Origin of the sequence: Arsenicicoccus cauae, assembly GCF_009707125.1 — a bacterium.
Lineage (GTDB): Bacteria > Actinomycetota > Actinomycetes > Actinomycetales > Dermatophilaceae > Arsenicicoccus > Arsenicicoccus cauae.
Genome location: NZ_WLVL01000028.1, coordinates 51244 through 74783, shown reverse-complemented (window position 1 = coordinate 74783; position 23540 = coordinate 51244). Strand labels below are relative to the sequence as shown.

General features: G+C 71.8%; 19 protein-coding genes and 1 riboswitch. Of the genes, 12 read left to right on the top strand and 7 right to left on the bottom strand.

The window, feature by feature from the left end:
* Positions 1 to 227 precede the first annotated feature (227 nt).
* From GGG17_RS07955 to GGG17_RS07940, 4 genes are all read left to right on the top strand, one after another.
* The gene (locus GGG17_RS07955; RefSeq protein WP_154593204.1) at positions 228 to 2366 is read left to right on the top strand and encodes a M4 family metallopeptidase; all 2139 of its coding nucleotides are present in this window, start codon (positions 228 to 230) and stop codon (positions 2364 to 2366) included.
* A 184-nt stretch (positions 2367 to 2550) separates the two neighbouring features.
* Positions 2551 to 3732, top strand: coding sequence for an ADP-forming succinate--CoA ligase subunit beta (sucC, locus tag GGG17_RS07950; protein WP_311966518.1), 1182 nt, complete (start codon positions 2551 to 2553; stop codon positions 3730 to 3732).
* 34 nt (positions 3733 to 3766) lie between these two features.
* Entirely contained in the window at positions 3767 to 4654 is an 888-nt protein-coding gene (gene sucD, locus GGG17_RS07945) for a succinate--CoA ligase subunit alpha (protein WP_154593202.1), read from the top strand.
* 153 nt (positions 4655 to 4807) lie between these two features.
* Positions 4808 to 6019, top strand: a complete 1212-nt coding sequence (locus GGG17_RS07940) for a cell division protein PerM (RefSeq protein WP_154593201.1) — start codon at positions 4808 to 4810, stop codon at positions 6017 to 6019.
* A 256-nt stretch (positions 6020 to 6275) separates the two neighbouring features.
* Here the strand turns inward: GGG17_RS07940 and GGG17_RS07935 are convergent, their stop codons facing one another.
* Complete coding sequence (locus GGG17_RS07935; RefSeq protein ID WP_230082810.1) at positions 6276 to 6743, bottom strand: hypothetical protein; 468 nt, start codon at positions 6741 to 6743, stop codon at positions 6276 to 6278.
* Positions 6744 to 6780: 37 nt separating this feature from the next.
* On the opposite strand from GGG17_RS07935, the gene purN reads away from it, so the two are divergent.
* The 5 genes from purN (at position 6781) to GGG17_RS07910 (ending at position 11462) form a co-directional block, all read left to right on the top strand.
* Complete coding sequence (gene purN / locus GGG17_RS07930; RefSeq protein WP_311966517.1) at positions 6781 to 7398, top strand: phosphoribosylglycinamide formyltransferase; 618 nt, start codon at positions 6781 to 6783, stop codon at positions 7396 to 7398.
* A 198-nt stretch (positions 7399 to 7596) separates the two neighbouring features.
* Positions 7597 to 7674, top strand: a riboswitch (ZMP/ZTP riboswitch).
* A gap of 33 nt (positions 7675 to 7707) precedes the next feature.
* Entirely contained in the window at positions 7708 to 9354 is a 1647-nt protein-coding gene (purH, locus tag GGG17_RS07925) for a bifunctional phosphoribosylaminoimidazolecarboxamide formyltransferase/IMP cyclohydrolase (protein ID WP_154593198.1), read from the top strand.
* Positions 9344 to 10318 (top strand): DMT family transporter, encoded by a 975-nt coding sequence (locus GGG17_RS07920; RefSeq protein ID WP_195849167.1) that lies wholly within the window; start codon positions 9344 to 9346, stop codon positions 10316 to 10318. The genes purH and GGG17_RS07920 overlap by 11 nt, the downstream gene beginning before the upstream one ends.
* 5 nt (positions 10319 to 10323) lie before the next feature.
* Positions 10324 to 11187, top strand: a complete 864-nt coding sequence (locus GGG17_RS07915) for a bifunctional methylenetetrahydrofolate dehydrogenase/methenyltetrahydrofolate cyclohydrolase (RefSeq protein WP_311966516.1) — start codon at positions 10324 to 10326, stop codon at positions 11185 to 11187.
* Entirely contained in the window at positions 11184 to 11462 is a 279-nt protein-coding gene (locus GGG17_RS07910; protein WP_154593195.1) for a DUF3017 domain-containing protein, read from the top strand. The genes GGG17_RS07915 and GGG17_RS07910 overlap by 4 nt, the downstream gene beginning before the upstream one ends.
* 134 nt (positions 11463 to 11596) lie before the next feature.
* Here GGG17_RS07910 and GGG17_RS07905 read toward each other — a convergent pair whose 3' ends face one another.
* The 3 genes from GGG17_RS07905 to aqpZ all read right to left on the bottom strand — a co-directional run bounded on the left by GGG17_RS07905 (position 11597) and on the right by aqpZ (position 14825).
* Entirely contained in the window at positions 11597 to 12592 is a 996-nt protein-coding gene (locus GGG17_RS07905; protein WP_154593194.1) for a hypothetical protein, read from the bottom strand.
* 257 nt (positions 12593 to 12849) lie between these two features.
* The gene (locus tag GGG17_RS07900) at positions 12850 to 13827 is read right to left on the bottom strand and encodes a malate dehydrogenase (RefSeq protein WP_311966515.1); all 978 of its coding nucleotides are present in this window, start codon (positions 13825 to 13827) and stop codon (positions 12850 to 12852) included.
* Between the two features lie 200 nt (positions 13828 to 14027).
* Positions 14028 to 14825 carry an aquaporin Z gene (aqpZ, locus tag GGG17_RS07895; RefSeq protein WP_311966514.1) on the bottom strand — a complete coding sequence of 266 codons (798 nt, stop codon included), beginning with the start codon at positions 14823 to 14825 and terminating at the stop codon, positions 14028 to 14030.
* Between the two features lie 606 nt (positions 14826 to 15431).
* Between aqpZ and GGG17_RS07890 the strand changes: the two genes are divergently transcribed.
* Positions 15432 to 17654 carry an NADP-dependent isocitrate dehydrogenase gene (locus tag GGG17_RS07890; RefSeq protein ID WP_154593191.1) on the top strand — a complete coding sequence of 741 codons (2223 nt, stop codon included), beginning with the start codon at positions 15432 to 15434 and terminating at the stop codon, positions 17652 to 17654.
* Positions 17655 to 18120: 466 nt separating this feature from the next.
* On the opposite strand, the gene GGG17_RS07885 is transcribed toward GGG17_RS07890, so the two are convergent.
* Positions 18121 to 19416, bottom strand: a complete 1296-nt coding sequence (locus GGG17_RS07885; RefSeq protein ID WP_154593190.1) for a C39 family peptidase — start codon at positions 19414 to 19416, stop codon at positions 18121 to 18123.
* Positions 19417 to 19539: 123 nt separating this feature from the next.
* The gene (locus tag GGG17_RS07880) at positions 19540 to 20865 is read right to left on the bottom strand and encodes an APC family permease (RefSeq protein ID WP_154593189.1); all 1326 of its coding nucleotides are present in this window, start codon (positions 20863 to 20865) and stop codon (positions 19540 to 19542) included.
* A gap of 239 nt (positions 20866 to 21104) precedes the next feature.
* Here GGG17_RS07880 and GGG17_RS07875 point away from each other — a divergent pair, with 239 nt between their 5' ends.
* Positions 21105 to 21317 (top strand): hypothetical protein, encoded by a 213-nt coding sequence (locus tag GGG17_RS07875; protein WP_154593188.1) that lies wholly within the window; start codon positions 21105 to 21107, stop codon positions 21315 to 21317.
* Complete coding sequence (locus GGG17_RS07870) at positions 21310 to 22155, top strand: oxygenase MpaB family protein (RefSeq protein WP_154593187.1); 846 nt, start codon at positions 21310 to 21312, stop codon at positions 22153 to 22155. Before GGG17_RS07875 ends, GGG17_RS07870 begins: the two co-directional genes overlap by 8 nt.
* A gap of 194 nt (positions 22156 to 22349) precedes the next feature.
* Here the strand turns inward: GGG17_RS07870 and galK are convergent, their stop codons facing one another.
* Complete coding sequence (gene galK, locus GGG17_RS07865) at positions 22350 to 23522, bottom strand: galactokinase (RefSeq protein ID WP_311966513.1); 1173 nt, start codon at positions 23520 to 23522, stop codon at positions 22350 to 22352.
* Positions 23523 to 23540 lie beyond the last annotated feature (18 nt).

Below are 23540 nucleotides of genomic sequence, written 5' to 3'. Positions count from 1 at the left end.
GCTGCATGTAACGCCATGTCACACTTTCCCGCGATATTCCCCACAAATGGGGTAAATGGCCACCCTTTCGGCGGAACTTGACGCACGGTTGTTTACACCCGAACGAGCGGTGTGTGAGATTCCCTGCACCGGTCGGCGGGTCCATCAGGACGGCTCGCGTCCCCCACGGCCGGTCCCCTCCGGCGGCGCTCTGCTCGGCGTCGCCGCGTACCCGCAGGAGCCATCTCATGAAGCGAATCACCATCGGTGCTGCGTTCGCCCTCGCGTGCGCCACGGCTGCCACGCCCCTGGTCGTCACGGGCGCCCAGGCCGCTGACCACGGCGGCGCCGAGAAGGCCACGGCCTTCGTGGCCGCCGACGCCCACGCCGGTCTGGTCAAGGCCGCGCAGGCGCAGTCCGACGCCTTCGTCAAGGCCCTCGGCCTGTCCTCCGACGACGCTTTCGTCGTCAAGGACGTCATCACGGACGCCGACGGCAGCTCGCACGTCCGCGTGGACCGGACCTACAAGAAGGTGCCGGTCGTCGGAGGCGACCTGGTCATCCACCGCGACGCGTCCGGCAGGGTCACGGGTCACGACGGCACCTTCACCGGCGCCATCACGGTCGACCTCGCCCCGAGCGTCTCCAAGGCGCAGGGCCAGGCCAAGGGCCTCGCCGCCGCCAAGGCGCACAAGGCGCGCAAGGGCTTGGACGGTGCGGCCGTCGCCGGCAACGACCTGGTGATCTACATCGCCCAGGACGGGACCCAGCGCCTGGCCTACCAGGTCCGCACCACGGGCCTGCAGAAGGACCGCACCCCCTCGCGCGTCCGCACCCTCGTCGACGCGGACTCCGGCGTCGCCCTGCGGTCCTTCGACGAGGTCCACCAGGGCTCGGGCACCGGCATCTACGTCGGCAGCGTGCCGCTGAGCACGACCTACTCCGGCGGCACCTACTCGCTGCGCAACCCCTCGACAGGCAACTACACGACGGACGCCAACAACACGACGTCCAGCGGCGCCACCATGACCGACGCCGACGACCGCTGGGGCACGGGCTCGAACAGCAACCGTCAGAGCGCCGGCGTCGACGCCCAGTTCGGCGCGGACAAGACCTTCGACTACTACAAGACCGTCATGGGCCGCAACGGGATCTGGAACGACGGCCGCGGCGCCCGCTCGCGCGTGCACTACGACACCAACTACGAGAACGCCTTCTGGGACGGCACCCAGATGACCTACGGCGACGGGGCGGGCAACGCCCACCCGCTGACCGAGCTGGACGTCGCGGGCCACGAGATGTCGCACGGCGTCACGCAGAACACCGCCGGACTCGTCTACTACGGCGACGCGGGCGGTCTCAACGAGGCCACCTCCGACATCCTCGGGGCCGGGGTGGAGTGGTACGCGAATCTCTCCACGGACGTCCCGGACTACTACATGGGCGAGGAGATCGACCTCAACGGCAACGGGACGCCGCTGCGCTACATGGACAAGCCCTCCAAGGACGGCCGCAGCTACGACTGCTGGACCCCGGACATGAACGGCTGGGACGACCAGGGAGCCGGCAACCCCCACTTCACGTCGGGCCCGCTCAACCACTGGTACTACCTGGCCTCTGAGGGCTCGGGCAGCAAGACCATCAACGGCCGCACCTACAGCAGCCCGACCTGCAACAGCTCGACGGTCACCGGCGCCGGCCACGACAAGATCGAAAAGATCTGGTACCGCACGCTGTCCACCAAGCTGACGTCCTCGTCGCGCTATACGGCGGCCCGTGAGGGTGCCATCCAGTCCGCGATCGAGCTGTATGGCGCCTCCAGCCAGGCCTGCGCGTCGGTGGAGAAGGCCTTCAGCGCCATCAGCGTGCCCGCGGGCGCGGCCAAGTGCTCCAGCACGAGCCCGACGCCCACGCCGACCCCGACGCCCACGCCGACCCCGACGCCCACCCCGGGCAGCAACGCGGTCGTCAACGGCGGCTTCGAGTCCGGCCAGACCGGCTGGACCGGCACCAGCGGCCCCATCACCGCCAACGCCGGCCGCGCCGCCCACTCCGGCAGCTGGAAGCTCTGGCTCGGCGGCAACGGCACCACGGCCACCGAGTACGAGCAGCAGAGCGTCACCGTGCCCAGCAACGGCAAGCTCACCTTCTGGGTCGCCGTGGACACCGCCGAGACCTCCACCGCCACCGCCTACGACAAGGCCACCGTCACCGTCAACGGCACCACGGTCGCGTCCTACAGCAACCTCACCAAGACCAGCGGCTACGTCCAGAAGGCCGTCGACCTGTCCGGCTACGCCGGGCAGACGGTCACCCTCAAGCTCACCGCCACCGAGGACTCCTCGGCCCAGACGAGCTTCGTCTTCGACGACATCGCCGTGCAGTGACCCCCTGAGTCACCGTCACCCCGCGTGACACCGAGGCCGTATGCCGAGACCCCTCCCGGCATACGGCCTCGACCGTGGTCGGGTGTGGCATCGGTCCCAGGGGGATGGCTGGCGTGGGCCGGGTCGTCCGAACCGCGTTATCCTCGCGAGGACACTTGACCACCTAACCCAAGGACGGATGAGCGTGGATCTTTTCGAGTACCAGGCACGCGACATGTTCGAGAAGCACGGCGTGCCGGTCCTGGCGGGCAAGACCGCCGAGACCCCCGAGCAGGCTCGGGCCGCCGCAGAGGAGATCGGGGCCAGGAGCGGCGGGGTCACCGTCGTCAAGGCCCAGGTCAAGACCGGAGGTCGCGGCAAGGCCGGTGGCGTCAAGGTCGCCAGGTCGGCCGACGAGGCCGAGCAGCACGCCCAGCAGATCCTCGGCATGGACATCAAGGGCCACACCGTCCACACCGTCATGATCGCCCAGGGCGCCAAGATCGCCGAGGAGTACTACTTCTCGCTGCTCCTGGACCGCGCCAACCGCACCTACCTCGCGATGTGCAGCAAGGAGGGCGGGATGGAGATCGAGCAGCTCGCCGTCGAGCGCCCCGAGGCCCTGGCCCGCATCGCCGTCGACCCGCAGGTGGGCATCGACGAGGCCAAGGCCAAGGAGATCGTCGACGCCGCCGGCTTCGACGCGCAGACGGGCGCCTCGATCGCCCCCGTCCTGCAGAAGCTGTGGGACGTGTACCGCGAGGAGGACGCGACGCTGGTCGAGGTCAACCCCCTCGTCAAGACCGAGGACGGTGAGGTCGTCGCTCTCGACGGCAAGGTCACTCTCGACGACAACGCGTCCTTCCGCCAGCCCGACCACAAGGCGCTGGTCGACGAGCGGACCGAGGACCCGCTGGAGGCCAAGGCCAAGGCGATGCACCTCAACTACGTCAAGCTCGACGGCAACGTCGGCATCATCGGCAACGGCGCCGGGCTCGTGATGAGCACCCTGGACGTCGTCGCCTACGCCGGCCAGGACCACACCGGCGGGGCGAGCAAGCCCGCCAACTTCCTCGACATCGGTGGCGGCGCGTCCGCCGAGGTCATGGCCAACGGCCTGGACGTCATCCTCGGCGACGAGCAGGTCAGGGCCGTCTTCGTTAACGTCTTCGGCGGCATCACCGCGTGCGACGCGGTCGCCAACGGCATCGTCGGCGCGCTCAAGACCCTGGGCGACCAGGCCACCAAGCCGCTGGTCGTCCGGCTGGACGGCAACAACGTCGTCGAGGGTCGCCGGATCCTCGAGGAGTTCAACCACCCGCTGGTCACCGTCGAGGAGACCATGGACGGCGCCGCCCGCAAGGCCGCCGAGCTGGCCGCCAAGTAAGCGTTCGAGCGAGAGAGACAGGACTACACAACCAATGGCTATCTTCCTCAACGCCGACTCCAAGGTCATCGTCCAGGGCATGACCGGCTCCGAGGGCATGAAGCACACCACGCGCATGCTCGCCTCGGGCACCGACATCGTCGGTGGCGTCAACCCCAAGAAGGCCGGCCAGACGGTCGACTTCCCGGAGGGCAAGCAGGTCCCCGTCTTCGGCTCCGTCAAGGAGGCGATGGACGCGACCGGCGCCAACGTCTCGGTCGTCTTCGTGCCGCCGGCCTTCACCAAGTCCGCCGTCGTCGAGGCCGTCGACGCGGGCATGCCGCTGCTGGTGGTCATCACCGAGGGCATCGCGGTCAAGGATTCCGCCGAGTTCTTCAACTACGCCAAGGACAAGGGCACGACGCGCATCATCGGCCCCAACTGCCCCGGCATCATCAGCCCCGGGCAGTCCAACGCCGGCATCATCCCGGCGGACATCGCGGGGGCCGGCCAGATCGGCCTCGTGTCCAAGTCGGGCACCCTCACCTACCAGATGATGTACGAGCTGCGGGACTTCGGCTTCACTACGGCCGTCGGCATCGGTGGCGACCCGGTCATCGGCACCACCCACATCGACTGCCTCGAGGCCTTCGAGAAGGACCCGGAGACCAAGGCGATCGTCATGATCGGCGAGATCGGCGGCGACGCCGAGGAGCGCGCGGCGGCGTTCATCCGGGACAACGTCACCAAGCCCGTCGTGGGCTATGTCGCGGGCTTCACCGCTCCCGAGGGCAAGACGATGGGCCACGCCGGCGCCATCGTGTCCGGCGGTGCCGGCACCGCCGCCGCCAAGAAGGAGGCCCTCGAGGCTGCCGGGGTCAAGGTCGGCAAGACGCCGTCGGAGACCGCCGAGCTCATGCGCGAGATCATGAAGTCCCTCTGACCTTTACCGGTCGCGGCGAGAGCCGGTCACCCTCGGGGTGGCCGGCTCTCGGCATACGGCAGGATCTGCCCGCTCGGCCCGGGACCAGGGTGGGGCCGGACCGGCGAGCCGGGTCGGACCACCCGGCCCTGGTGAGGGACGATGAGGGCACCCATGACTGACTCGCCCCGCCTCCGCCCCGCCGCCGTCCCCGCCACCCGGGCCGTGCGCGCCGCCGTCGTCGCCGTCGTGACGAGCTGGCTGCCGCTCGTGCTCCTCTCGGTCGTCGCGTGGGCGGGGTCCGCGGGCGCCACCGCGGGGTGGGACGCGGCGGTGGCGGTGGGGTCGCTGGCCTGGGTGGCGGGCCACGGTGCCTCGGTGCGTCAGGCCGGGGTCGTGCTGTCCCTGACGCCGCTGCTGCTCACGGGGCTCGCCGTCGCGTCCGCTGCGGTCGCCGCCCGCACGCTCTCCGGGCCCGTCGAGGACGACCGTTCGCCTCGGCTCGGCTGGCTGGGCGGGATGCGTTCGGGGGTGGCTCGCCTGACGGGGGTGTTCGTGGGGTCGTATGCCGTCCTCGGGCTGCTCGTGGCCCTGCACGCCTCCAGCCTGCCGGTCCGGCCGTCCTGGCCGTCGACGGCGCTGGGTGTCGTCGTCGTGCCGCTGCTCGGCGTCGTGATCGGGCTGCGGCACGCGTGGGCCCGGCCGACCGCCGCGCCGGGCTGGCACGACCAGGTGGTCGGACTCGTGCCGGGGCCCGTGCGCCGCGCCCTCGGGGAGGGCTTGCGTGGCGTGGGGCTGCTGCTGCTCGCCGGTCTGGTGCCGGTGGTGCTGGGGCTCGTGACGCACCTCGGGCGGGTCCGCGACCTGACCTCGTCGCTGGACGCCGGAGCCCTGGGCAATGTCCTGCTCGCCGTCGTCCAGCTGGGCTGGCTGCCGGACGCGGCGGCCTGGGGGCTGTCCTGGCTGGCGGGGCCGGGGTTCTCGCTGGGGCTGGGATCGGCCTACACGTGGTCGCAGGCGCAGTCGGGCCTGCTCCCGATGGTGCCGGCGCTCGGCTCCCTGCCGGACAACGGCGCGTTGCCCTGGTGGGCGCGTCTCGCGGGGCTGCTGCCCATGGTCGTGGGCGCCGTCGTGGCGCACCGGGCCATCGGGCGGCTGGCGACGCTGTCCACGCTGGGAGCCAAGGCCCTGGCCGCGGCCACCGCCTGGCTGGTGATGGTGCTGGGATCGCTGGTGGTGATGCTGCTGTCCAGCGGCTCGTTGGGGTCTCGGGCGCTGGTGTCGGTGGGTCCGCACGCGTGGTGGGCGACGCTGGCGCTGGCCGGCGAGCTGGCGGTGGGGGCGCTCCTGGCGATGCTGCTGACCTGGCGCCGCTACCACCGCTGACCTACCGGGGGCAGGGGCATCGACCGGGCTTCGTCCCCCAGGCTGATGATCCCGCCGGGGGTAGGGGCATCGACCGGGCTTCGTCTCCCAGGCTGATGATCCGGCCGGGGGTAGGGGCATCAGCCGGGCTTCGTCCCCCAGGCTGATGATCCGGCCGGGGGTAGGGGCATCGGCCGGGCTTCGTTTCCCAGGCTGATGATCCCGCCGGGGGTAGGGGCATCGACCGGGCTTCGTTCGCCAGGCTGGTGCCGGGCCCTCACAAACCGAGGGTGCTGGACAGCCAGGCCGGGACCGTCTCGTCGAGGCGGGCATCGCACTGCGCCTGGGCCGTCCTCGTGTTGGCTCCAGCGGTGCACGTCGACCACGTGGACATCTGCGTCGGATAGACCGACTGCACCCCAGCCGTGAAGAGCAGGTAGCCTCCCAGCGTCACCCCCACGAGCTGCCACGACGCCCAGCCGTACCGCTTCGCCCGCACCTGCTGCGCCACCGCCCGCCCCGCGAACCACATCGCCGCCAGGCTCGTCGCGACCGCCACAAGCGACCAGGGATGCTGCAGCGACAGCAGGGGCACGGTCACCACGATCCCGAGCGCCGCCCGCATGCCGTCGGTCGCGCCGGGCGGTGTGGGTCGCCGCCCGTCTCCGGCCGGACGCCGCTCGTCGTCGGCCGGACGCCGCTCGTCGTCGGACGGGCGGGGGCGGGGAGCTCGGTCGGCAGGCACGCGTCCCATCATCCCCCATGCCACTAGGGTGCTGGCTGTGAGCGACTCGCCCCGTCCCGTGCCGATCGTCGTGCTCGTGTCCGGCTCGGGCACCCTCCTCCAGGCGCTGATCGACGCGAGCGTGGACCCTGGCTACGGCGTGCGGATCTCCGCGGTGGGGGTGGACCGCGACGGGACCGCGGGCCAGGAGCGCGCCGAGCGGTCGGGCATCCCGACCTTTGTCGTGCGGCCCCGCGACCACCGTGACCGGGCTGCCTGGGACGAGGCCTTGGCCGCCGAGATCGCCCGTCACGAGCCGCGATTCGTGGTCAGCGCAGGCTTCATGCGGATCCTTGGACCGCGCGCCCTCGCCGGGCCCACCGTGATCAACACCCACCCCGCGCTGCTGCCCAGCTTCCCGGGGGCGCACGGCGTGCGAGACGCGCTCGCCCATGGGGTGGCGGTGACCGGGACGACCTGCCACGTCGTCGATGCCGGTGTCGACACCGGGCCGATCATCACGCAGCGGGCGGTCGTGGTCGAGGACGACGACACCGAGGAGTCCCTCCACGAGCGGATCAAGGTCCAAGAGCGGGAGATGCTCGTCGACGTGGTCGGCCGTATGGCGCGCCACGGCCACCGCATCGACGGCCGCCGCGTGCGCCTCGGCGGCTGAGACGGCGGGCGCTGCGGCATACGGCTCAAAGACCCGCCCCCGGCGGGATCATCGACCTGGGGGACGAAGGCCGGCTGATGCCCTTACCCCCGGCGGGATCATCAGCCTGGCGAACTAACCCCGGCTGATGCCCCTACCCCCGGCGGGATCATCGACCTGGGGGACGAAGGCCGGCTGATGCCCTTACCCCCGGTAGGGTTGGAGGCACACGACTGGCGCAGGTGGACCACCACCGGGGAGTGACGTTCGTGGGCATCGCCCGCCTGGGTGCCCGCGCCGATCCAGCCGCACCGCCGCAGGAGTGACCTGATGACTGCTACCGACCCCACCGCTGCTTCCGAGACCGGGCAGGGGCGTCGGCCGATCCGCCGCGCGCTCGTCTCCGTCTACGACAAGACCGGCCTGGAGGCCCTCGTCCGCGGCCTGCACGACGCCGGCGTCGAGCTCGTCTCGACCGGCGGCTCGGCCGCCCTCATCGACGGCCTCGGCCTGCCGGTGACCCGCGTCGAGGAGCTCACCGGGTTCCCCGAGTGCCTCGAGGGGCGCGTCAAGACGCTGCACCCGCGCGTCCACGCCGGGATCCTCGCCGACACCCGCAAGCCCGACCACCTGCGCCAGCTCGAGGAGCTCGAGGTCGCGCCCTTCGAGCTGGTCGTCGTCAACCTCTACCCCTTCACCGCGACCGTCTCGTCGGGCGCGAGCCCCGACGAGTGCATCGAGCAGATCGACATCGGCGGGCCGTCCATGGTGCGCGCCGCCGCCAAGAACCACCCCAGCGTGGCCGTCATCACCTCGCCGGACGACTACGCCTCGGCCCTGGCCGCGGTCGATGCCGGCGGTTTCACCCTTGAGCAGCGGAAGTCCTTGGCCGCCAGAGCTTTTGCCCACACCGCGGCCTACGACGTGGCCGTCGCGTCGTGGCTGGTCTCGTCCTACGTCGGCGACGCCCAGACCTTCCCCGAGTTCGCGGGCGCGACCTGGTCCAAGGTCTCCGACCTGCGGTATGGCGAGAACCCCCACCAGCGCGCCGCCCTCTACCGCGGGGACGGGCCTGGCGTGGCCTGCGCCGAGCAGCTGCACGGCAAGGAGATGTCCTACAACAACTACGTCGACACGGACGCCGCCGTGCGGGCCGCGCACGACCACGGCGACCGGCCGACCGTGGCGATCATCAAGCACGCCAACCCCTGCGGGATCGCGGCGGGCTCGCCCGGGGAGGAGATCGCCGACGTGCACCGGCGCGCCCACGAGTGCGACCCCCTGTCGGCCTTCGGCGGCGTGATCGCCACCAACCGCCCGGTCACCGTCGCGATGGCCGAGGCGGTCAAGGACATCTTCACCGAGGTCGTGGCGGCGCCCGACTTCGAGCCCGGCGCACTGGAGATCCTCACCGCCAAGAAGAACATCCGACTGCTGCGCCTGCCTGCCGACGTCCGCTCGGGCGCCTCCGCCCTCGAGCTGCGCCCGATCTCCGGGGGCCTGCTCGTCCAGGAGGCCGACCGGATCGACGCCGTGATCGAGCCGAGCGAGGACGACAAGGAGACCGCCGGGCACGGGGATGCACCGCTGCACTGGACCCTCGTCGCCGGGGAGTCCGTCGACGACCGGACCCTCGTGGACCTCGACTTCGCGTGGAAGGCAGTGCGCGCCACCAAGTCCAACGCCATTCTGCTGGCGCGCGACGGGGCCTCCGTCGGCATCGGCATGGGGCAGGTCAACCGCGTCGACTCCTGCCGCCTCGCGGTCGAGCGGGCGGGGGAGGAGCGGGCGCGCGGTGCGGTCGCGGCGTCGGACGCCTTCTTCCCCTTTGCCGACGGGCCGCAGATCCTGATCGATGCCGGCGTCCGCGCCATCGTGGCGCCGGGCGGGTCGATGCGCGACGCGGAGACGATCGAGGCCTGCCGACAGGCCGGGGTGTCGCTCTACTTCACGGGCACGCGGCACTTTGCCCACTGACCCGCGGACCGTCGTCGCCCTGTCGGCGGCGGCCGCGCTCCTGGCCGGTGGGCTGTCGTCGCTGCAGTCCCGGGCGAACGGGACGCTGGCCCACGCCTTCGCCAGCCCTGTGGATGCGTCGTTGTGGAGCTTCGGCTCCGGGTGGGTGGTGCTGCTGGCCGCGGTGCTGCTGCTCCCCGGGCCGCGTCGGGCGCTGAGAGAGGTTGCCGGCGCCGTCGGGACCGGCCGCCTGCCCTGGTGGCAGACGCTCGGTGGCCTCAGCGGCGGCTTCTTCGTCGCCGTGCAGACGACGGCCGTGCCCGTCCTCGGCGTCGCCCTGTTCACCATCGCCATCGTCGGCGGCCAGACGAGCAATGCCCTGCTCGTCGACCGGCTCGGCATCGGCCCCGCGGGCCACGTGCCGGTGACCCGCGGCCGGGTCCTGGCCGGCCTGACGACCTTCGTGGGGGTCGGGGTGGCCGCCTCGGCCCGGTCCGGGAGCGGTGGGGTGGACGGCATACCTCTGCTGCCTGTCGCCCTCACCGTGCTCGCCGGTGCTGCGATCGCCCTCCAGCAGGCGCTCAACGGGCGCGTCAACCGCGTCAGCGGCGACGTCGTGGTCACCTCGACCATCAACTTCACCTGGGGGCTCGGGCTGCTGCTCGGGTGGGCCGGCCTGCTCCTGGCGCGCGGTGGTCTGCGGGCACCGGCCACCTGGGACCTGCCGTGGTGGGCCTACGTCGGGGGACTGATCGGGATCGTGTATGTCGCCATCGGCGCCGTCGTCGTGCACCACCTGGGGGTGCTCGTGGCCACCCTCATGACGCTCACCGGTCAGCTCGTGTCGGCGGTGCTGGTCGACCTGCTGGACCCCGCCGCCCGCTCCCACGTCGGCCCCCAGCTGCTCGCGGGGGTGGCCATCACGCTCGCGGCCGCCGTCGGGGCGGGGGTGGCGGCGCAACGGACGACCCGGGTGGCAAGATGAGCGACGTGACTGCGACGATCCTCGATGGCAAGGCCACCCTCGCGACGATCAAGACCGAGCTCGCCGAGCGCGTCCGCGCGTTGGCCGAGCGCGGCATCACTCCCGGTCTCGGCACGGTGCTGGTGGGCGACGACCCCGCCAGCACGTGGTACGTCAACGCCAAGCACAAGGACTGTGCCGAGATCGGCGTCGCCTCGATCCAGCGCCACCTGCCCGCGAGCGCCACCCAGGCCGAGGTGGAGGCCGTGATCGACGAGCTCAACGCCGACCCCGCCTGCACGGGCTTCCTCGTGCAGCAGCCCACCGGCCTCGACGACAGCGCGATTCTGGCGCGCGTCGACCCCGCCAAGGATGTGGACGGTCTCAACCCCGTCAACCTCGGCAACCTCGTGCTCGGCATCCCCGCCCCGCTGCCCTGCACCCCGATGGGCGTGGTCGAGCTGTGCCGCCGCTATGACATCCCGCTCAAGGGCGCCGAGGTCGTCATCATCGGCCGCGGCATCACGGTGGGACGGCCGCTCGGCCTGATCCTCACCCGTCGCTCGGAGAACGCCACGGTCACGTCGTGCCACACCGGGACTCGTGACCTGGCGGCCCACACCCGCCGCGCCGACGTCGTGGTCGCGGCTGCGGGGGTGCACAACATCCTCACGCCCGACATGGTCAAGCCCGGGGCCGCGGTCTTTGACGTCGGGGTGTCCCGCGTCGCCGGCGAGGACGGGAAGTCACGGGTCGCCGGTGACATCCACCCCGCCGTGATGGAGGTCGCGGGCTGGATGACGCCCAACCCCGGCGGCGTCGGCCCGATGACCCGCGCGCTGCTGCTCCGCAACGTCGTCGAGTCGGCTGAGCGAGCTGCGTCCGCGTGACGTCTGTCGGGCCGGGGCGCCTCGCGCTGTGGTGGGTGCTGGGCCTCGGCTGCGTCCTGGCGCTGGCCGTGGTGGCGGTGGTGTCGCCACGGTTGGGGGGCAACCTGCTCGCGGCGGCGCTCGCCGTGGCGGGGGTGCTGCGCCTGATGGTGTCGGACGCCGCGGCCGGCGGGCTCGTCACACGGTCCCGGGGCCTGGACGTGCTGATGTATCTCGCTCTGGCCACGGTGGTCGCCGTGGGCGCCAACTCGGTCAACTGGGACCCCACCCGCTGACCTACCGGGGGTAGCGGCATCGGCCGGGCTTCGTTCGCCAGGCTGATGATCCGGCCGGGGGTGGGGGCATCGACCGGGCTTCGTTCGGGAGGCTGATGATCCCGCCGGGGGTGGGGGCATCGACCGGGCTTCGTTCAACTGGCCGCGCTCCACTCCTGCCCATTCGGTCGTGTCCGACCGAACAGCGGCGCCGGCGTGGGCCTCCGCAAGGCATCACCCGCGTGCTGCACCACCAGGGGGCGCAGCGTATCCCTGGCGTTGATGTCGTCCATCGTCAGATGCACGACCCCGTGGCCGGTCGCCTCCAGGGCCCGGTCCCTTGTGCGGTCCCGACGGACGCGAGCCGTCACGAGCTGATCGTGCTCGTCGAGATACTTCCCCACGCCGTCCAGCTCGATCAGCGTGTCGGTGCCGCGCACCCGCCAGTCGGCCCGGTACCACCCGGTCGGCGTCTCGACCCACACCTGGGACTCCACGTCGAAACCGACCTGAACCAGTGCCAGCCGGGCCTTGCTCTCACCGCCGTTCTCAGCGAGCGGGTCGAGCAGCCCTGGGAGCATCGACACACGTCGTATGCCGGTCCGGCCGGCCCGACGCCCGATGGCCGCCGTGATGTCCGCGGTCTTGGCCACCCCAGACCGCAACGCTGCGTCTCCGGCGGCGACCCCCGCCGGCAACCCGGACTGCAGGGCGTACTCGACCACCGCCGCGGCCGGTCTGAGCACGGGCACGCCGGGGATGACGTCATCCGGCTGGCAGCTGGCACGGATCAGGACCCGGGTGGACGAGGTACCGTGCGCGCACGGAGGGATGCCGTCATCGGAGGTGCGTCGGGTGACCAGGACGCGGTCGAGGTCACGGTCGTCCACCGGCAGGTCGTGGAAGAGACACGCGGACACGCCCGAGGTGACGAGGCGCCCCTCGTACGCGAGATGGGTTGCGGCCACCGTCTCCAGGTGCTGCGCTGCCGGTGCGTCGGGGAGGGGTCCGTGGGCATACCACCCGCGCAGCACGCTGTGGCACAGTCCGGCCGCCTTCGCCTCGGCCAAGGTGCGACGGCACCAGCCGAGTGCATAGGCCTGAGCGGTGCAGAAGATGGGATCCGGGGGGAGGGGGTGCGAGAGTTCCATGCCCCCGAGCCTGATGGTCACCTCGGCGCGCGAGAAGGCCCGCGTCGTCACCTGTGGACGACGCGGGCCATGACACGCCAACCTGGGGAAAACCTACCCCTGGTAGGTACATCAGCCTGGCGAACGAGGCCCGGTCGATGCCCCTACCCCCGGCGGGATCATCAGCCTGGGGAACGAGACCCGGTCGATGCCCCTACCCCCGGCGGGATCATCAGCCTGGCGAACGAGGCCCGGTCGATGCCCCTACCCCCGGTAGGTCAGATGAGGCCGAGCTGCTGGACCTGGTCGCGCTCGCTCTCGAGGCGGGCGGCGGAGGCCATGATCCGCTCGCGCGAGAAGTCGCCCAGCTCCAGCCCCTGGACGATCTCCCACTTGCCGCCGCGCACCCGGCAGGGGAAGGACGAGATGATCCCCTCGGGCACGCCGTAGGAGCCGTCGGACGGGACCGACATGGAGACGACCTCGTCGGTGCCCAGCATCCAGTCACGCATGTGGTCGATCGTCGCGTTGGCGGCCGAGGCGGCCGAGGACGCGCCGCGCGCCTTGATGATGGCGCCACCGCGGGTGGCGACCGTCGGGATGTACTCCTCGGTGATCCACGTCTGGTCGACCAGCTCGGTGGCGGCCTTGCCGTTGACCTTGGTGTTGAACAGGTCGGGGTACATCGAGTCGTCGTGGTTGCCCCAGATCGCCAGGTCCTTGATCTCGGCGACGCTGACGCCGAGCTTCTTGGCCAGCATCGACTTGGCGCGGTTGTGGTCCAGGCGGGTCAGCGCGTTGAACTGCTCGGGGGCCATGTCGGGGGCGTTGCGCATCGCGATGAGGGCGTTGGTGTTGGCCGGGTTGCCGGTCACGAGGACCTTGGCCTTGGGGGCGACCTTGTTGAGGGCGGCGCCCTGACCGGTGAAGATCTTGCCGTTGGCGGCGAGCAGGTCGGCGCGGTCCATGCCCTCCTTGCGCGGCATGGCGCCGACGAGCATCGCGCCGTCGACGTCGGCGAAGATCTCCTCGGGGTCGTCGCCGATGACGACGCCGGCCAGGGTCGGGAAGGCGCAGTCGTCGAGCTCCATGACGACGCCCTCGAGCGCCTTGAGCGCGGGGGTGATCTCCAGCAGGCGCAGCTCGACGGGGGTGTCCTTGCCGAGCAGCTCACCGCTGGCGATGCGGAAGAGGAGGCTGTAGCCGATCTGGCCGGCAGCGCCGGTCACGGCGACCTTGACGGGAGTAGCGCTCACGAGTTCGTCCTTCACGCGGGTGGTCCGATGGGTACCTCTCGAACCTATCAGCCACCTCGGACACCCTCACCTCCTGGTGCGCCGGGCGTGACGCAGCAGACAGGAGCGACGCGGGCCGTATGCGGGGCGCCCGCCGCCGACGGGGTCACCGTCAGCGGCGGGCGCTGCGTCGTACCTGCCGGGTGTGTCCCGGGTGGAGGTCAGGCGCGGGTGGCGCCGTCCTCGCGGCCGGTGCCGCGGGAGTCGACCTCCAGCTCGCCCTGCAGGTCGATGCCGGAGCGGTCGTTGCCGGTGATGGCGGTGTAGGTCAGGCCGGCGATGACCGCACCGATGATCGGGGCGACCCAGAACAGCCACAGCTGGCCGAGCGCGCCGTCCTGGTAGAACGCGACGCCGAGCGAGCGGGCCGGGTTGACCGAGGTGTTGGACACCGGGATGGAGATGAGGTGGATCAGGGTCAGGCCGAGGCCGATGGCGATCGGGGCGAAGCCGACGGGGGCGCGGTCGTCGGTGGCGCCGAGGATGATGTAGAGGAAGAACATGGTGCAGACGACCTCGCACACGAGGACGGCGAGCATCGAGTAGCCGGCGGGGGAGCCGGTGCCGTAGCCGTTGGCGGCGAAGCCCTTGGATGCGTCGAAGCCGTCCTTGCCGGAGGCAATGAGGTAGAGCACGCCGCCGGCGGCGCAGGCCGCGAGGCACTGGGTGACGATGTAGGGCAGGACGTCCTTGACGTCGAACCGGCGGGCGGCGGTCAGGCCGAGCGTGACGGCCGGGTTGAAGTGGCCGCCGGAGACGTGGCCCACGGCATACGCCATGGTGAGGACGGTGAGGCCGAAGGCCAAGGCCACACCGGCGAAGGCGATGCCCATGTTGACCGGGTCGGACTTGTGCATGACGTGGGCCGCGAAGATCGCGGAGCCGCAACCGCCGAAGACGAGCCAGAAGGTGCCGAGGAACTCGGCGCCGAGGCGGGAGGCGAGCTTGGGCTGGGACACGGTGGTGCTCCTGTGGTGATGAAGGTGGTGAGGGGGGCGTCCCGGGCGCACGAGCGAGCTGCCCATGGTGGCACCTCGGCATGGTCGGCCGCTCGGCCGATCCCCGCGGGACGCGCGTCGTCGCGGTCTCATGGTGGCACGCCGACTCGGTGAGCGTGCGGTGTTCGGGTGAACTGCCGGGCGATTCGTCCAGTTTCCACCCGGTGGTGAAGCGGCCGCATCGTCACTGAGCGTATGGAATTGCCCGATATAGGGCGTCATCGGTGGCAAGGAGGGGGGCGGGTGCTACCCCGACGTGTCCTACTCCTCGCCCTTCGGTGCGTGGAGCACCAGCTGCTGCAGCGGGCCGTGCGTCACGCCGCGCCCGACGTCGTGCGCGTCCCCCGGGGCAGCTGCTGACCCGCCGCGGCGCAGGCGTCCGCGCGACGTCTCAGACCTCCGCGTGACGGCGGCCCCGCAGGCGGTTCGTCATACCGGCTGGATAGGGTGAGGGCACCGCCCGCCGGGCCGCACCAGGTCGTCCTGGGCCGATATCTCGACGTTGAGATATCGTGGGCGTGAGCCGTGCCGACGGCACGCACCGCAGCGACGACTTTGGAGACTCTCATGACGTCACAGAAGATTGTGTGGACGAAGATCGACGAGGCGCCGGCTCTCGCGACCTACTCCCTCCTGCCGATCGTGCAGGCCTTCACCGGTGCCGGTGGCGTGGAGGTCGAGACGGCGGACATCTCCCTCGCGGGCCGCATCCTCGCGCAGTTCCCCGAGCGGCTCACCGAGGAGCAGCGGGTGCCGGACAAGCTGGCCGACCTGGGTGCGCTGGCCCAGTCGCCCGAGGCCAACATCATCAAGCTCCCCAACATCTCCGCCTCCGTGCCGCAGCTCAAGGCCGCGATCAAGGAGCTGCAGGACAAGGGCTACGACATCCCGGACTACCCCGAGAGCGCCACGACCGAGGAGGACAAGGACGTCCAGGCGCGCTACGCCAAGGTCCTCGGCTCGGCGGTCAACCCCGTGCTGCGCGAGGGGAACTCGGACCGCCGCGCCCCGCAGTCGGTCAAGAGCTTCGCCCAGAAGCACCCGCACCGGCTAGGCGCCTGGGACCAGGACGCCAAGGCCCGCGTCGTCGACATGGCGGGCGGCGACTTCTACGGCAACGAGAAGTCGGTGGTCATGGACCACGACTCGACCCTGACGATCACCCTGCGCGGCGAGGACGGCTCCGAGACGGTCCTCAAGGACGGCGTCGACGTGCTCGCGGGCGAGATCGTGGACGGCACCTTCCTGAGCGCGGCGGCGCTGCGCTCCTTCTACGACGAGCAGATCGCCGCCGCCAAGGCCGAGGACCTGCTGCTGTCGCTGCACCTCAAGGCCACGATGATGAAGGTCTCCGACCCGGTCCTGTTCGGCCACGCCGTGCGCGCGTTCTACGCCCCGGTGCTCGAGGAGTTCGCGGCGGACCTCGAGCAGGTCGGCTTCAACCCCAACCAGGGCATCGGCGACCTCTACACCAAGATCTCGGGCCTGCCCCAGGACACGCAGGACGCCATCACCTCGGCGATCGAGCGGCTGTATGCCGAGCGCCCGGCCCTGGCGATGGTCGACTCGGACCGCGGCATCACCAACCTGCACGTCCCGAGCGACATCATCGTCGACGCGTCGATGCCCGTCGTCATCCGCGACTCCGGCCAGATGTGGAACGCCCGGGGCGAGCTGCAGCCGACCCTCGCGATGATCCCGGACCGCTCCTACGGCCCGATGTACCAAGCGGTCATCGAGGACTGCAAGCGCAACGGCGCCCTGGACCCCGCCACCATCGGCACGGTTCCCAACGTCGGGCTCATGGCGCAGAAGGCCGAGGAGTACGGCTCCCACCCCACGACCTTCGTCATCCCGAGCGACGGCACCGTCGTGGTCACCGACGCCGAGGGCACCACCCTCATGGAGCATCAGGTCGAGGCGGGGGACATCTGGCGCCAGGCGCGGGTGCGTGACATCCCGGTCCAGGACTGGGTCAAGCTCGCCGTGACCCGCGCCCGCGCGACCGGCGCCCCGGCCGTGTTCTACCTCGACCAGGGCCGCGCCCACGACCGCAACGTCATCGCCAAGGTCGAGCGGTACCTCCAGGACCACGACACCGACGGCCTGGAGATCCAGGTGCTCGCGCCGGTCGAGGCGATCACCTACTGCCTCGAGCGGATCCGGGCGGGCGAGGACGCGATCTCCGTCACCGGCAACGTGCTGCGCGACTACCTCACCGACCTGTTCCCGATCCTCGAGCTGGGCACCTCCGCCAAGATGCTGTCGATCGTGCCGTTGCTCTCGGGCGGCGGGCTCTTCGAGACCGGCGCGGGCGGCTCGGCGCCCAAGCACGTGCAGCAGTTCGTCAAGGAGGACTACCTGCGCTGGGACTCGCTCGGCGAGTTCTCCGCGCTGGGCGCCTCGCTCGAGCACCTCGCCTCGACCTACGACAACGCCAAGGCCCAGGTGCTGGCGGACGCCCTCGACGTGGCGATCGGGCGTTTCCTCGACGAGAACAAGTCCCCGGCCCGCAAGGTCGGCCAGATCGACAACCGCGGCAGCCACTACTACCTCGCGCTGTACTGGGCCCAGGCCCTCGCCGCGCAGGACCAGGACGCCGAGCTCAAGGAGCGGTTCACGTCCGTGGCCGAGGAGCTGGCGGCCAAGGAGGAGCAGATCAACGCCGAGCTGATCGGGGTGCAGGGCAACCCGGTCGACCTGGGCGGCTACTACAAGGTCGACGACGCCAAGGCGTCCGCGGCGATGCGGCCGAGCGCCACGCTCAACGCGATCATCGACGCGATCTGATCGGACGTCGCGGGCGTCAGCCTGCGCTGCCTCGAGAGGCGACAGATCGGGGTCATCCGGTGCGGACAACCCCGATCTGTCGCCTCTCGACGTGGGGGAAGGGCAGGGGCCGGGCGGGTCAGCAGGTGTCAGCCGAGCCCTGTGGCGATGGCCTGCGCCGCGCGCGAGCGCAGCGCGGGGTCCGCTCGGACGGACTGCTCCAGCTCGACGTGCACGAAATCAGCACCGACCGCCCGGGCGTGCAGCCCCTGGACGTTGGTGCGGGCGGTAGGGGCGTCAGCCGGGCTTCGTCCGCCAGGCTGATGTTCCGGCCGCCGGTAGGGGCATCGGCCGGGCTTCGTCCGCCAGGCTGATGATCCGGCCGGGGGTAGGGGCATTGGCCGGGCTTCGTCCGCCAGGCTGATGATCCGGCCCCCGGTAGGGGCGTCAGCGGGGGCTGTGGTCGATCAACCTGCCCCCGCCGCGGTCACCAGTTGCGCTGGGCCAGCGCTGCCGGCAGGGCCTTCCACGTCGGCCGCATGACATAGGTCGTGCCGCCGGAGCGGGCCCAGGCGTTCTCGAGCTGGGCCCGGTTGTAGGTCTTGCGGACGTAGGCGTTGGAGGCGCGCATCCCGGAGGCGGGGTCGTTGACCACCACGTTGCCCGCGCCGTCGAAGCCGACGATGACCATGAGGTGCCCGTTGGTGCCGAAACCGGCGCCGGTGAGCTGCGAGCTCGTGAACGACGTCGAGATCACCAGCGGGATGCCGGCCGCGATGAACCGCTCGGCCTCGTTGAGGGACCGCAACCTCGTGACGAACGCGTCCAGGCCCCGGGTTCCGGCATACGCGGTGTTGAAGGCCCAGTTGCCCGACCCGTTGTAGCCGTAGTCGAAGGCCTTGGCGACGGCGTGGTCGACCTGTGGGTTGGTGTGCGGCTTGGGGCTCACCCAGGCCACCTCGGTGCTGCCGGGACCGGCCTTCCAGTAGTCGAGGACCATCGCGGTCGACGTGCCGGAGCACCAGGCCTCGCCGCCACCGTTGAGGCTGGGGTAGTGCCCGGCGTGCACCATCTGGCTGTAGGTCGGCACCGCGAGGACGACGCCGCGCGCGCCGCCGACCGGGCTCACCGGGACGCTCACCGTCGATCCGGTCGGCACGGCCGAGGACATGACGTTGGCCGCCGTGACGGTGGGGGTGGCGGTGGTGCCCGCGGGGCGGTTGAGGGTGATGCGGAGCCGCCAGCTCCGGAACGCGTAGCCGGCCTTGGCGCGGAGCGTGTCCGTCGCGACGTTCGCGTAGGCGTCGGCCTGCCCGTTCACGGTCATGCGGTAGGGCGAGCCGGGCTGGATGTCGGACCAGCGGCCGAGCGAGAACCACTGCGTGGTGGCGCCGCTCGTCGTGGTCGCCTGGACCCACACGGAGATCCACGTGCCGCCGGGGGTGATCGCCCGCCACGACGGGATGACCTGCGTCATCGCGAACTCCGGCGTGTACCAACCGGTGGTCCAGGTGCCGTGGTCGTAGGTCCGGGTCGTGCGGGGGCCGTAGGGGTCGGTGTAGGTGAGCCGTCCCTGCGGGACGCCCATGACGATCGTGCCGGCGGCGTAGCGCGTGCCCGTGTGGTAACCGCCGCTGAGGGCGGAGCCGAGGCAGCGCCAGAGGCGGACGTTGCGAACCGCCGCGGCCTGCGCGGAGGGGCTGCCGAGCGGGAGGGCGAGGGCCGTGGCCGCCGCGCCGGCGCCGGCGAGCACGGTCCGACGCGAGGGGGAGAAGTCGGTCATGCGGGGACTGTATGACGCACAGTCACCATCCGTCACGCAAAGTATTGCGCGTTCACCCGGTTACATCGTGGATCGCGCCCTGGCCGACCCGCACCAGCGCGTATGGCGCCCGCCCGGCGCGGTTCAGGCGGGGGTGCGGCGGCGCCAGGCGGCGATCCCGGCCAGCAGTGCACCCACCGCGAGGAACGGCAGGCCGTAGCGCCAGGTCTCCGCATCCACCCGCGTCGCCAGCAGCAGGCACGAGAGCAGTCCGAGCACGGGCAGGACCACCGGCGCGCGGAAGTGACGCTGCGAGACCTCGTCGCGGCGCAGCACGAGCACCGCGAGGTTCACGGCGGAGAAGACCACGAGCAGCAGCAGGACCATCGTGCTGGCCAGCACCTCGATCGTGCCCGTCAGCGCGAGCAGCAGCGACAGCGCCGTGGTGGCCAGGATCGCGACCCACGGGGTGCGGCGCTGCGGCAGCACCCGCTGGAGCGCCGAGGGCAGCAGGCCGTCGCGCGCCATGCCATAGGCGAGGCGCGAGGACATGATGCCGGTGAGCAGGGCACCGTTGGCGACGGCGACCAGCGCGATGACCGAGAACAGCACCGGGGGTATGCCGCCCGCCGCCTTCACGATCTCCAGCAGGGGAGCGCTCGAGGACGCCAGCTGGTCGGTGGGCACGATCGCGCTGGCGGCGATGCCGACGCCGGCATAAACCAGCCCTGCGACCACGAGGGCCCCGAACAACGCCCGCGGGTAGGACCGGGCGGGGTCCTTGGTCTCCTCGGCGACGTTCGCGCTGGTCTCGAAGCCGGCGTAGGCGTAGAACGCCAGCACGCTGCCCGCCAGCACGGCGCTGATCGGAGAGTGCTCCGCGGTGCCGAGCTGGGTCAGCCGGCTGAGGTCGCCGTCGCCGCGCGCGATGACGACGATCCCGAGGATCACGATGAGCACGAGGCCGCCGACCTCGATGATCGTGGCGACGGCGTTGGCGCCCATTGACTCGGAGATGCCACGCGCGTTCAGCGCCGCCAGCAGGGCAAGGAAGACGACCACGACGCCCACCGTCGGCAGCGTCACGAAGGCCGCCAGGTAGTCGCCCGCGAAGCCCAGCGCCAGCGCACCGACCGAGACGATGCCGGCCGCGAGCATGCAGAAACCGACCAGGAAGCCGACGAACGGCCCGAACGCGCGCGTGGCGTAGTGCGACGAGCCGCCCGCGCGCGGGTACTTCGTGGCGAGCTCGGCGTAGGACGCCGCGGTGAGCAGCGCCAGCAGCAGGGCCACCACCAGCGGCACCCAGACGGCGCCTCCCGCGGTGCCGGCGATCTTGCCGGCGAGGACGTAGACGCCCGCCCCCAGCACTTCGCCGAGGATGAACAGGAACAGGCCGGTCGTCGTGACGGCACGGCGCAGCGTGGGGTTCCCCGAGGACGTGGCCTCGAGGGCGTTCTGGGTGGGCATGCGGTCACCGTACGTGCGCGGCGACGCGCGGAACGCGTTGCCGCGCACCGGAGCCGCGGCGCCTGCCCCGCCGTGCCCCCGCAGCACCCCGCCAGGCCCCGCCACGCCTGGTGCGCGGGGCGAACGTCATACGGCATCTCCCTGCCGCAGGACCGGCCGCCGCACAATGGTCAGCACCGGGGCCACCCACCGGCGCGCACCCGCCGCCGAGACCGGCTCCTCCGTCGAGAGGCACCGACATGAGCGACACGACCGGTCAGCGCGCGACCAACGACGAGGACCTCCGCGACGAGGATCGACGCGACCGGCCGATCGGCGGATCCGACGACACGGCGGGCGACGACGGGGGCCAGGTGTCCGAGACCGGTCTCGGCAGGACGGCTCCCGACGGCGGCGCCGACGCCGTGCCGAGCGAGCACACCACCCCCGGCCAGGACGGAGCCGATGTCTGACGGGCGGGTGACGACGGTCCTGCAGCGCCGCATCGGGGAGGCGGTCCGCGAGAAGGTCGCCGGCGCCGACGCCGTGGCCGCCCACGACCGCATCTGGGGCACGCCGGGCGAGCGGTGGTTCACCGAGGACGACCCGATCTGGCGCGTGCACGGCGACGCGTCGATGTTCGCCGCCGGGATCACGGCCCTGCTGCTCCAGTCCCTGCACCCCTCCGCCATGGCCGGGGTCGCGGGGCACAGCGGCTACCGCGGCGACCCCTGGGGGCGGCTGCAGCGCACCAGCCACTACCTCGCGACCACGACCTTCGGCACGATCGAGCACGCGGAGCAGGCCATCGCCACCGTCCGCAGCGTCCACGAGCGGGTCCGGGGCAAGGATGACCTCGGCCGGCCCTACCGCGCGAGCGATCCGCACCTGCTGCGCTGGGTGCACGTCGCCGAGGTCTGGTCCTTCATGACCGGGCACCAGCGCCACGGGTCGCGACCCCTCACCCCGGCCGAGGCCGACACGTATGTCGCCCAGACCGCCATCCCCGCCGCCCGCCTCGGTGCCGCGGGCCTGCCCGCGACCGTCCGCGAGCTCGAGGAGGCGTTGGCCAGCTACCGGCCCGAGCTGCGGGTGACCCCGGCTGCCCGGGACGCCGCCGACTTCCTGCTGCGCGAGCCGCCGCTGCCGCGTCCGGCGCGTCCCGGCTATCAGCTGCTGGCCCGAGGCGCTGTCGACCTGCTGCCGGGATGGGCCCGCGACGAGCTGGGCCTCGCCCGCCCCGCGCTCGCCGCACCCGCCGGTGCATTGGGCACCCGGCTCGTCCGCTGGGGCCTCAGCGCCGTCGGCTGACCCCCGCCTCACCCTCCTCGCCCCGCACTTGCACCCGCACCAGCCCCGCACCCGCCTCGCTCGGCACAGCCCACCAGACGCCATGGGTCACCAATCACGTCCGAGCCGCCCTTGTGAACGATCCAAAACGTCACTGGTGACCAATGGCGTCGGGGCCTGGGCGGTCTTCGACCACTCTGGTCACCGTCAGGGACTCACCCCAGGCGCTCGGCCGGAGCAGCCGCCGTCGCCACGAAGTGCTGCGGGGCGCCCAGCCCCGCCCGCGCGAACGCCCGGGCCACGGCGGCGGCCACCTGGTCCCCGGTCCCGCGGCGCACCAGCGCGATGGCTGAGCCGCCGAAGCCGCCGCCCGTCATACGCGCTCCCAGGGCACCCTCGGCGCGGGCGGTGTCGGCGACCAGGTCGAGCTCGGCCCCGGTGACCTCGTAGTCGTGGCGCAGCGACGCGTGCGACTCGTCGAACAACCGCCCCACCTCGGTGAAGTCGCCCGCCGCGAGCGCGGCCACGCAGTCGCGCACGCGCTGGATCTCGGTGACCACGTGGCGGACTCGTCGGCGCTGCACCTCGTCGTCGAGCCGCGCCAGCGTCGGCTCCAGCTCCGAGGGCGCGATCTCGCGCAGCGAGGCGATCCCGAGGGTGCGGGCGGCGGCCTCGCAGGCGCTGCGGCGCTCGCCGTACTGCCCGTCGGTGAGGGCATGCGTGGCCCGCGTGTCGACGACGAGCAGCTCGAGGTCGTGCGCGTCGAGGTCGAAGGGCACGAGGCGCGTCGCCCCGTCGCGGCAGTCGAGCAGCAGCGCGTGGCCCTCGGCGCAGCGCAGGGCAGCAGCCTGGTCGAGCCCGCCGGTGGGGGCCTCGGCGATGACGTTCTCGGCGCGCATGCAGACCTGGGCGAGCCGTGACCGACCCTCGTCGGAGTCGAGCAGCCCGAGGCCGAGCAGGTCGGAGGCGGCCGCGCCGACGCAGCCCTCGAGCGCCGCCGAGGAGGACAGGCCCGCGCCGATGGGCACGTCCGAGGCCACGGCGACATCCAGGCCGTGCACCTCGTGCCCCGCCTCGCGCAGCGCCCACAGCACCCCGGCGGCATAGGACGCCCATCCTCCCGGTGTTCCGGGGGCGATCTCGGTGAGCTCGACCTCCACCCGGCCGTCCGGTATGTCGGCGGACACCAGCACGAGCCGGTCGTCACCACGCCGTCGGGCTGCGGCACACGCCCGGTGGGGGAGCGCGATGGGCAGGCACAGCCCGTCGTTGTAGTCGGTGTGCTCGCCGATGAGGTTGACCCGCCCGGGCGCGGCCCACACCCCCTCGGGCTCGGCCCCGAAGGTCTCGCGGAAGGTCTCCTCGGCGCGGTCGCGGACGCTGCTCACGGTGCTCTCCTCACTGGG

Excerpts from the sequence above, each read along its gene's own strand:
- GGG17_RS07955 (WP_154593204.1), top strand. The coding sequence starts at position 228 with ATGAAGCGAATCACCATCGGTGCTGCGTTCGCCCTCGCGTGCGCCACG.
- sucD (WP_154593202.1), top strand. The coding sequence starts at position 3,767 with ATGGCTATCTTCCTCAACGCCGACTCCAAGGTCATCGTCCAGGGCATG.
- GGG17_RS07940 (WP_154593201.1), top strand. The coding sequence starts at position 4,808 with ATGACTGACTCGCCCCGCCTCCGCCCCGCCGCCGTCCCCGCCACCCGG.
- purH (WP_154593198.1), top strand. The coding sequence starts at position 7,708 with ATGACTGCTACCGACCCCACCGCTGCTTCCGAGACCGGGCAGGGGCGT.
- GGG17_RS07905 (WP_154593194.1), bottom strand. The coding sequence starts at position 12,592 with ATGGAACTCTCGCACCCCCTCCCCCCGGATCCCATCTTCTGCACCGCT.
- GGG17_RS07890 (WP_154593191.1), top strand. The coding sequence starts at position 15,432 with ATGACGTCACAGAAGATTGTGTGGACGAAGATCGACGAGGCGCCGGCT.
- GGG17_RS07885 (WP_154593190.1), bottom strand. The coding sequence starts at position 19,416 with ATGACCGACTTCTCCCCCTCGCGTCGGACCGTGCTCGCCGGCGCCGGC.
- GGG17_RS07880 (WP_154593189.1), bottom strand. The coding sequence starts at position 20,865 with ATGCCCACCCAGAACGCCCTCGAGGCCACGTCCTCGGGGAACCCCACG.
- GGG17_RS07875 (WP_154593188.1), top strand. The coding sequence starts at position 21,105 with ATGAGCGACACGACCGGTCAGCGCGCGACCAACGACGAGGACCTCCGC.
- GGG17_RS07870 (WP_154593187.1), top strand. The coding sequence starts at position 21,310 with ATGTCTGACGGGCGGGTGACGACGGTCCTGCAGCGCCGCATCGGGGAG.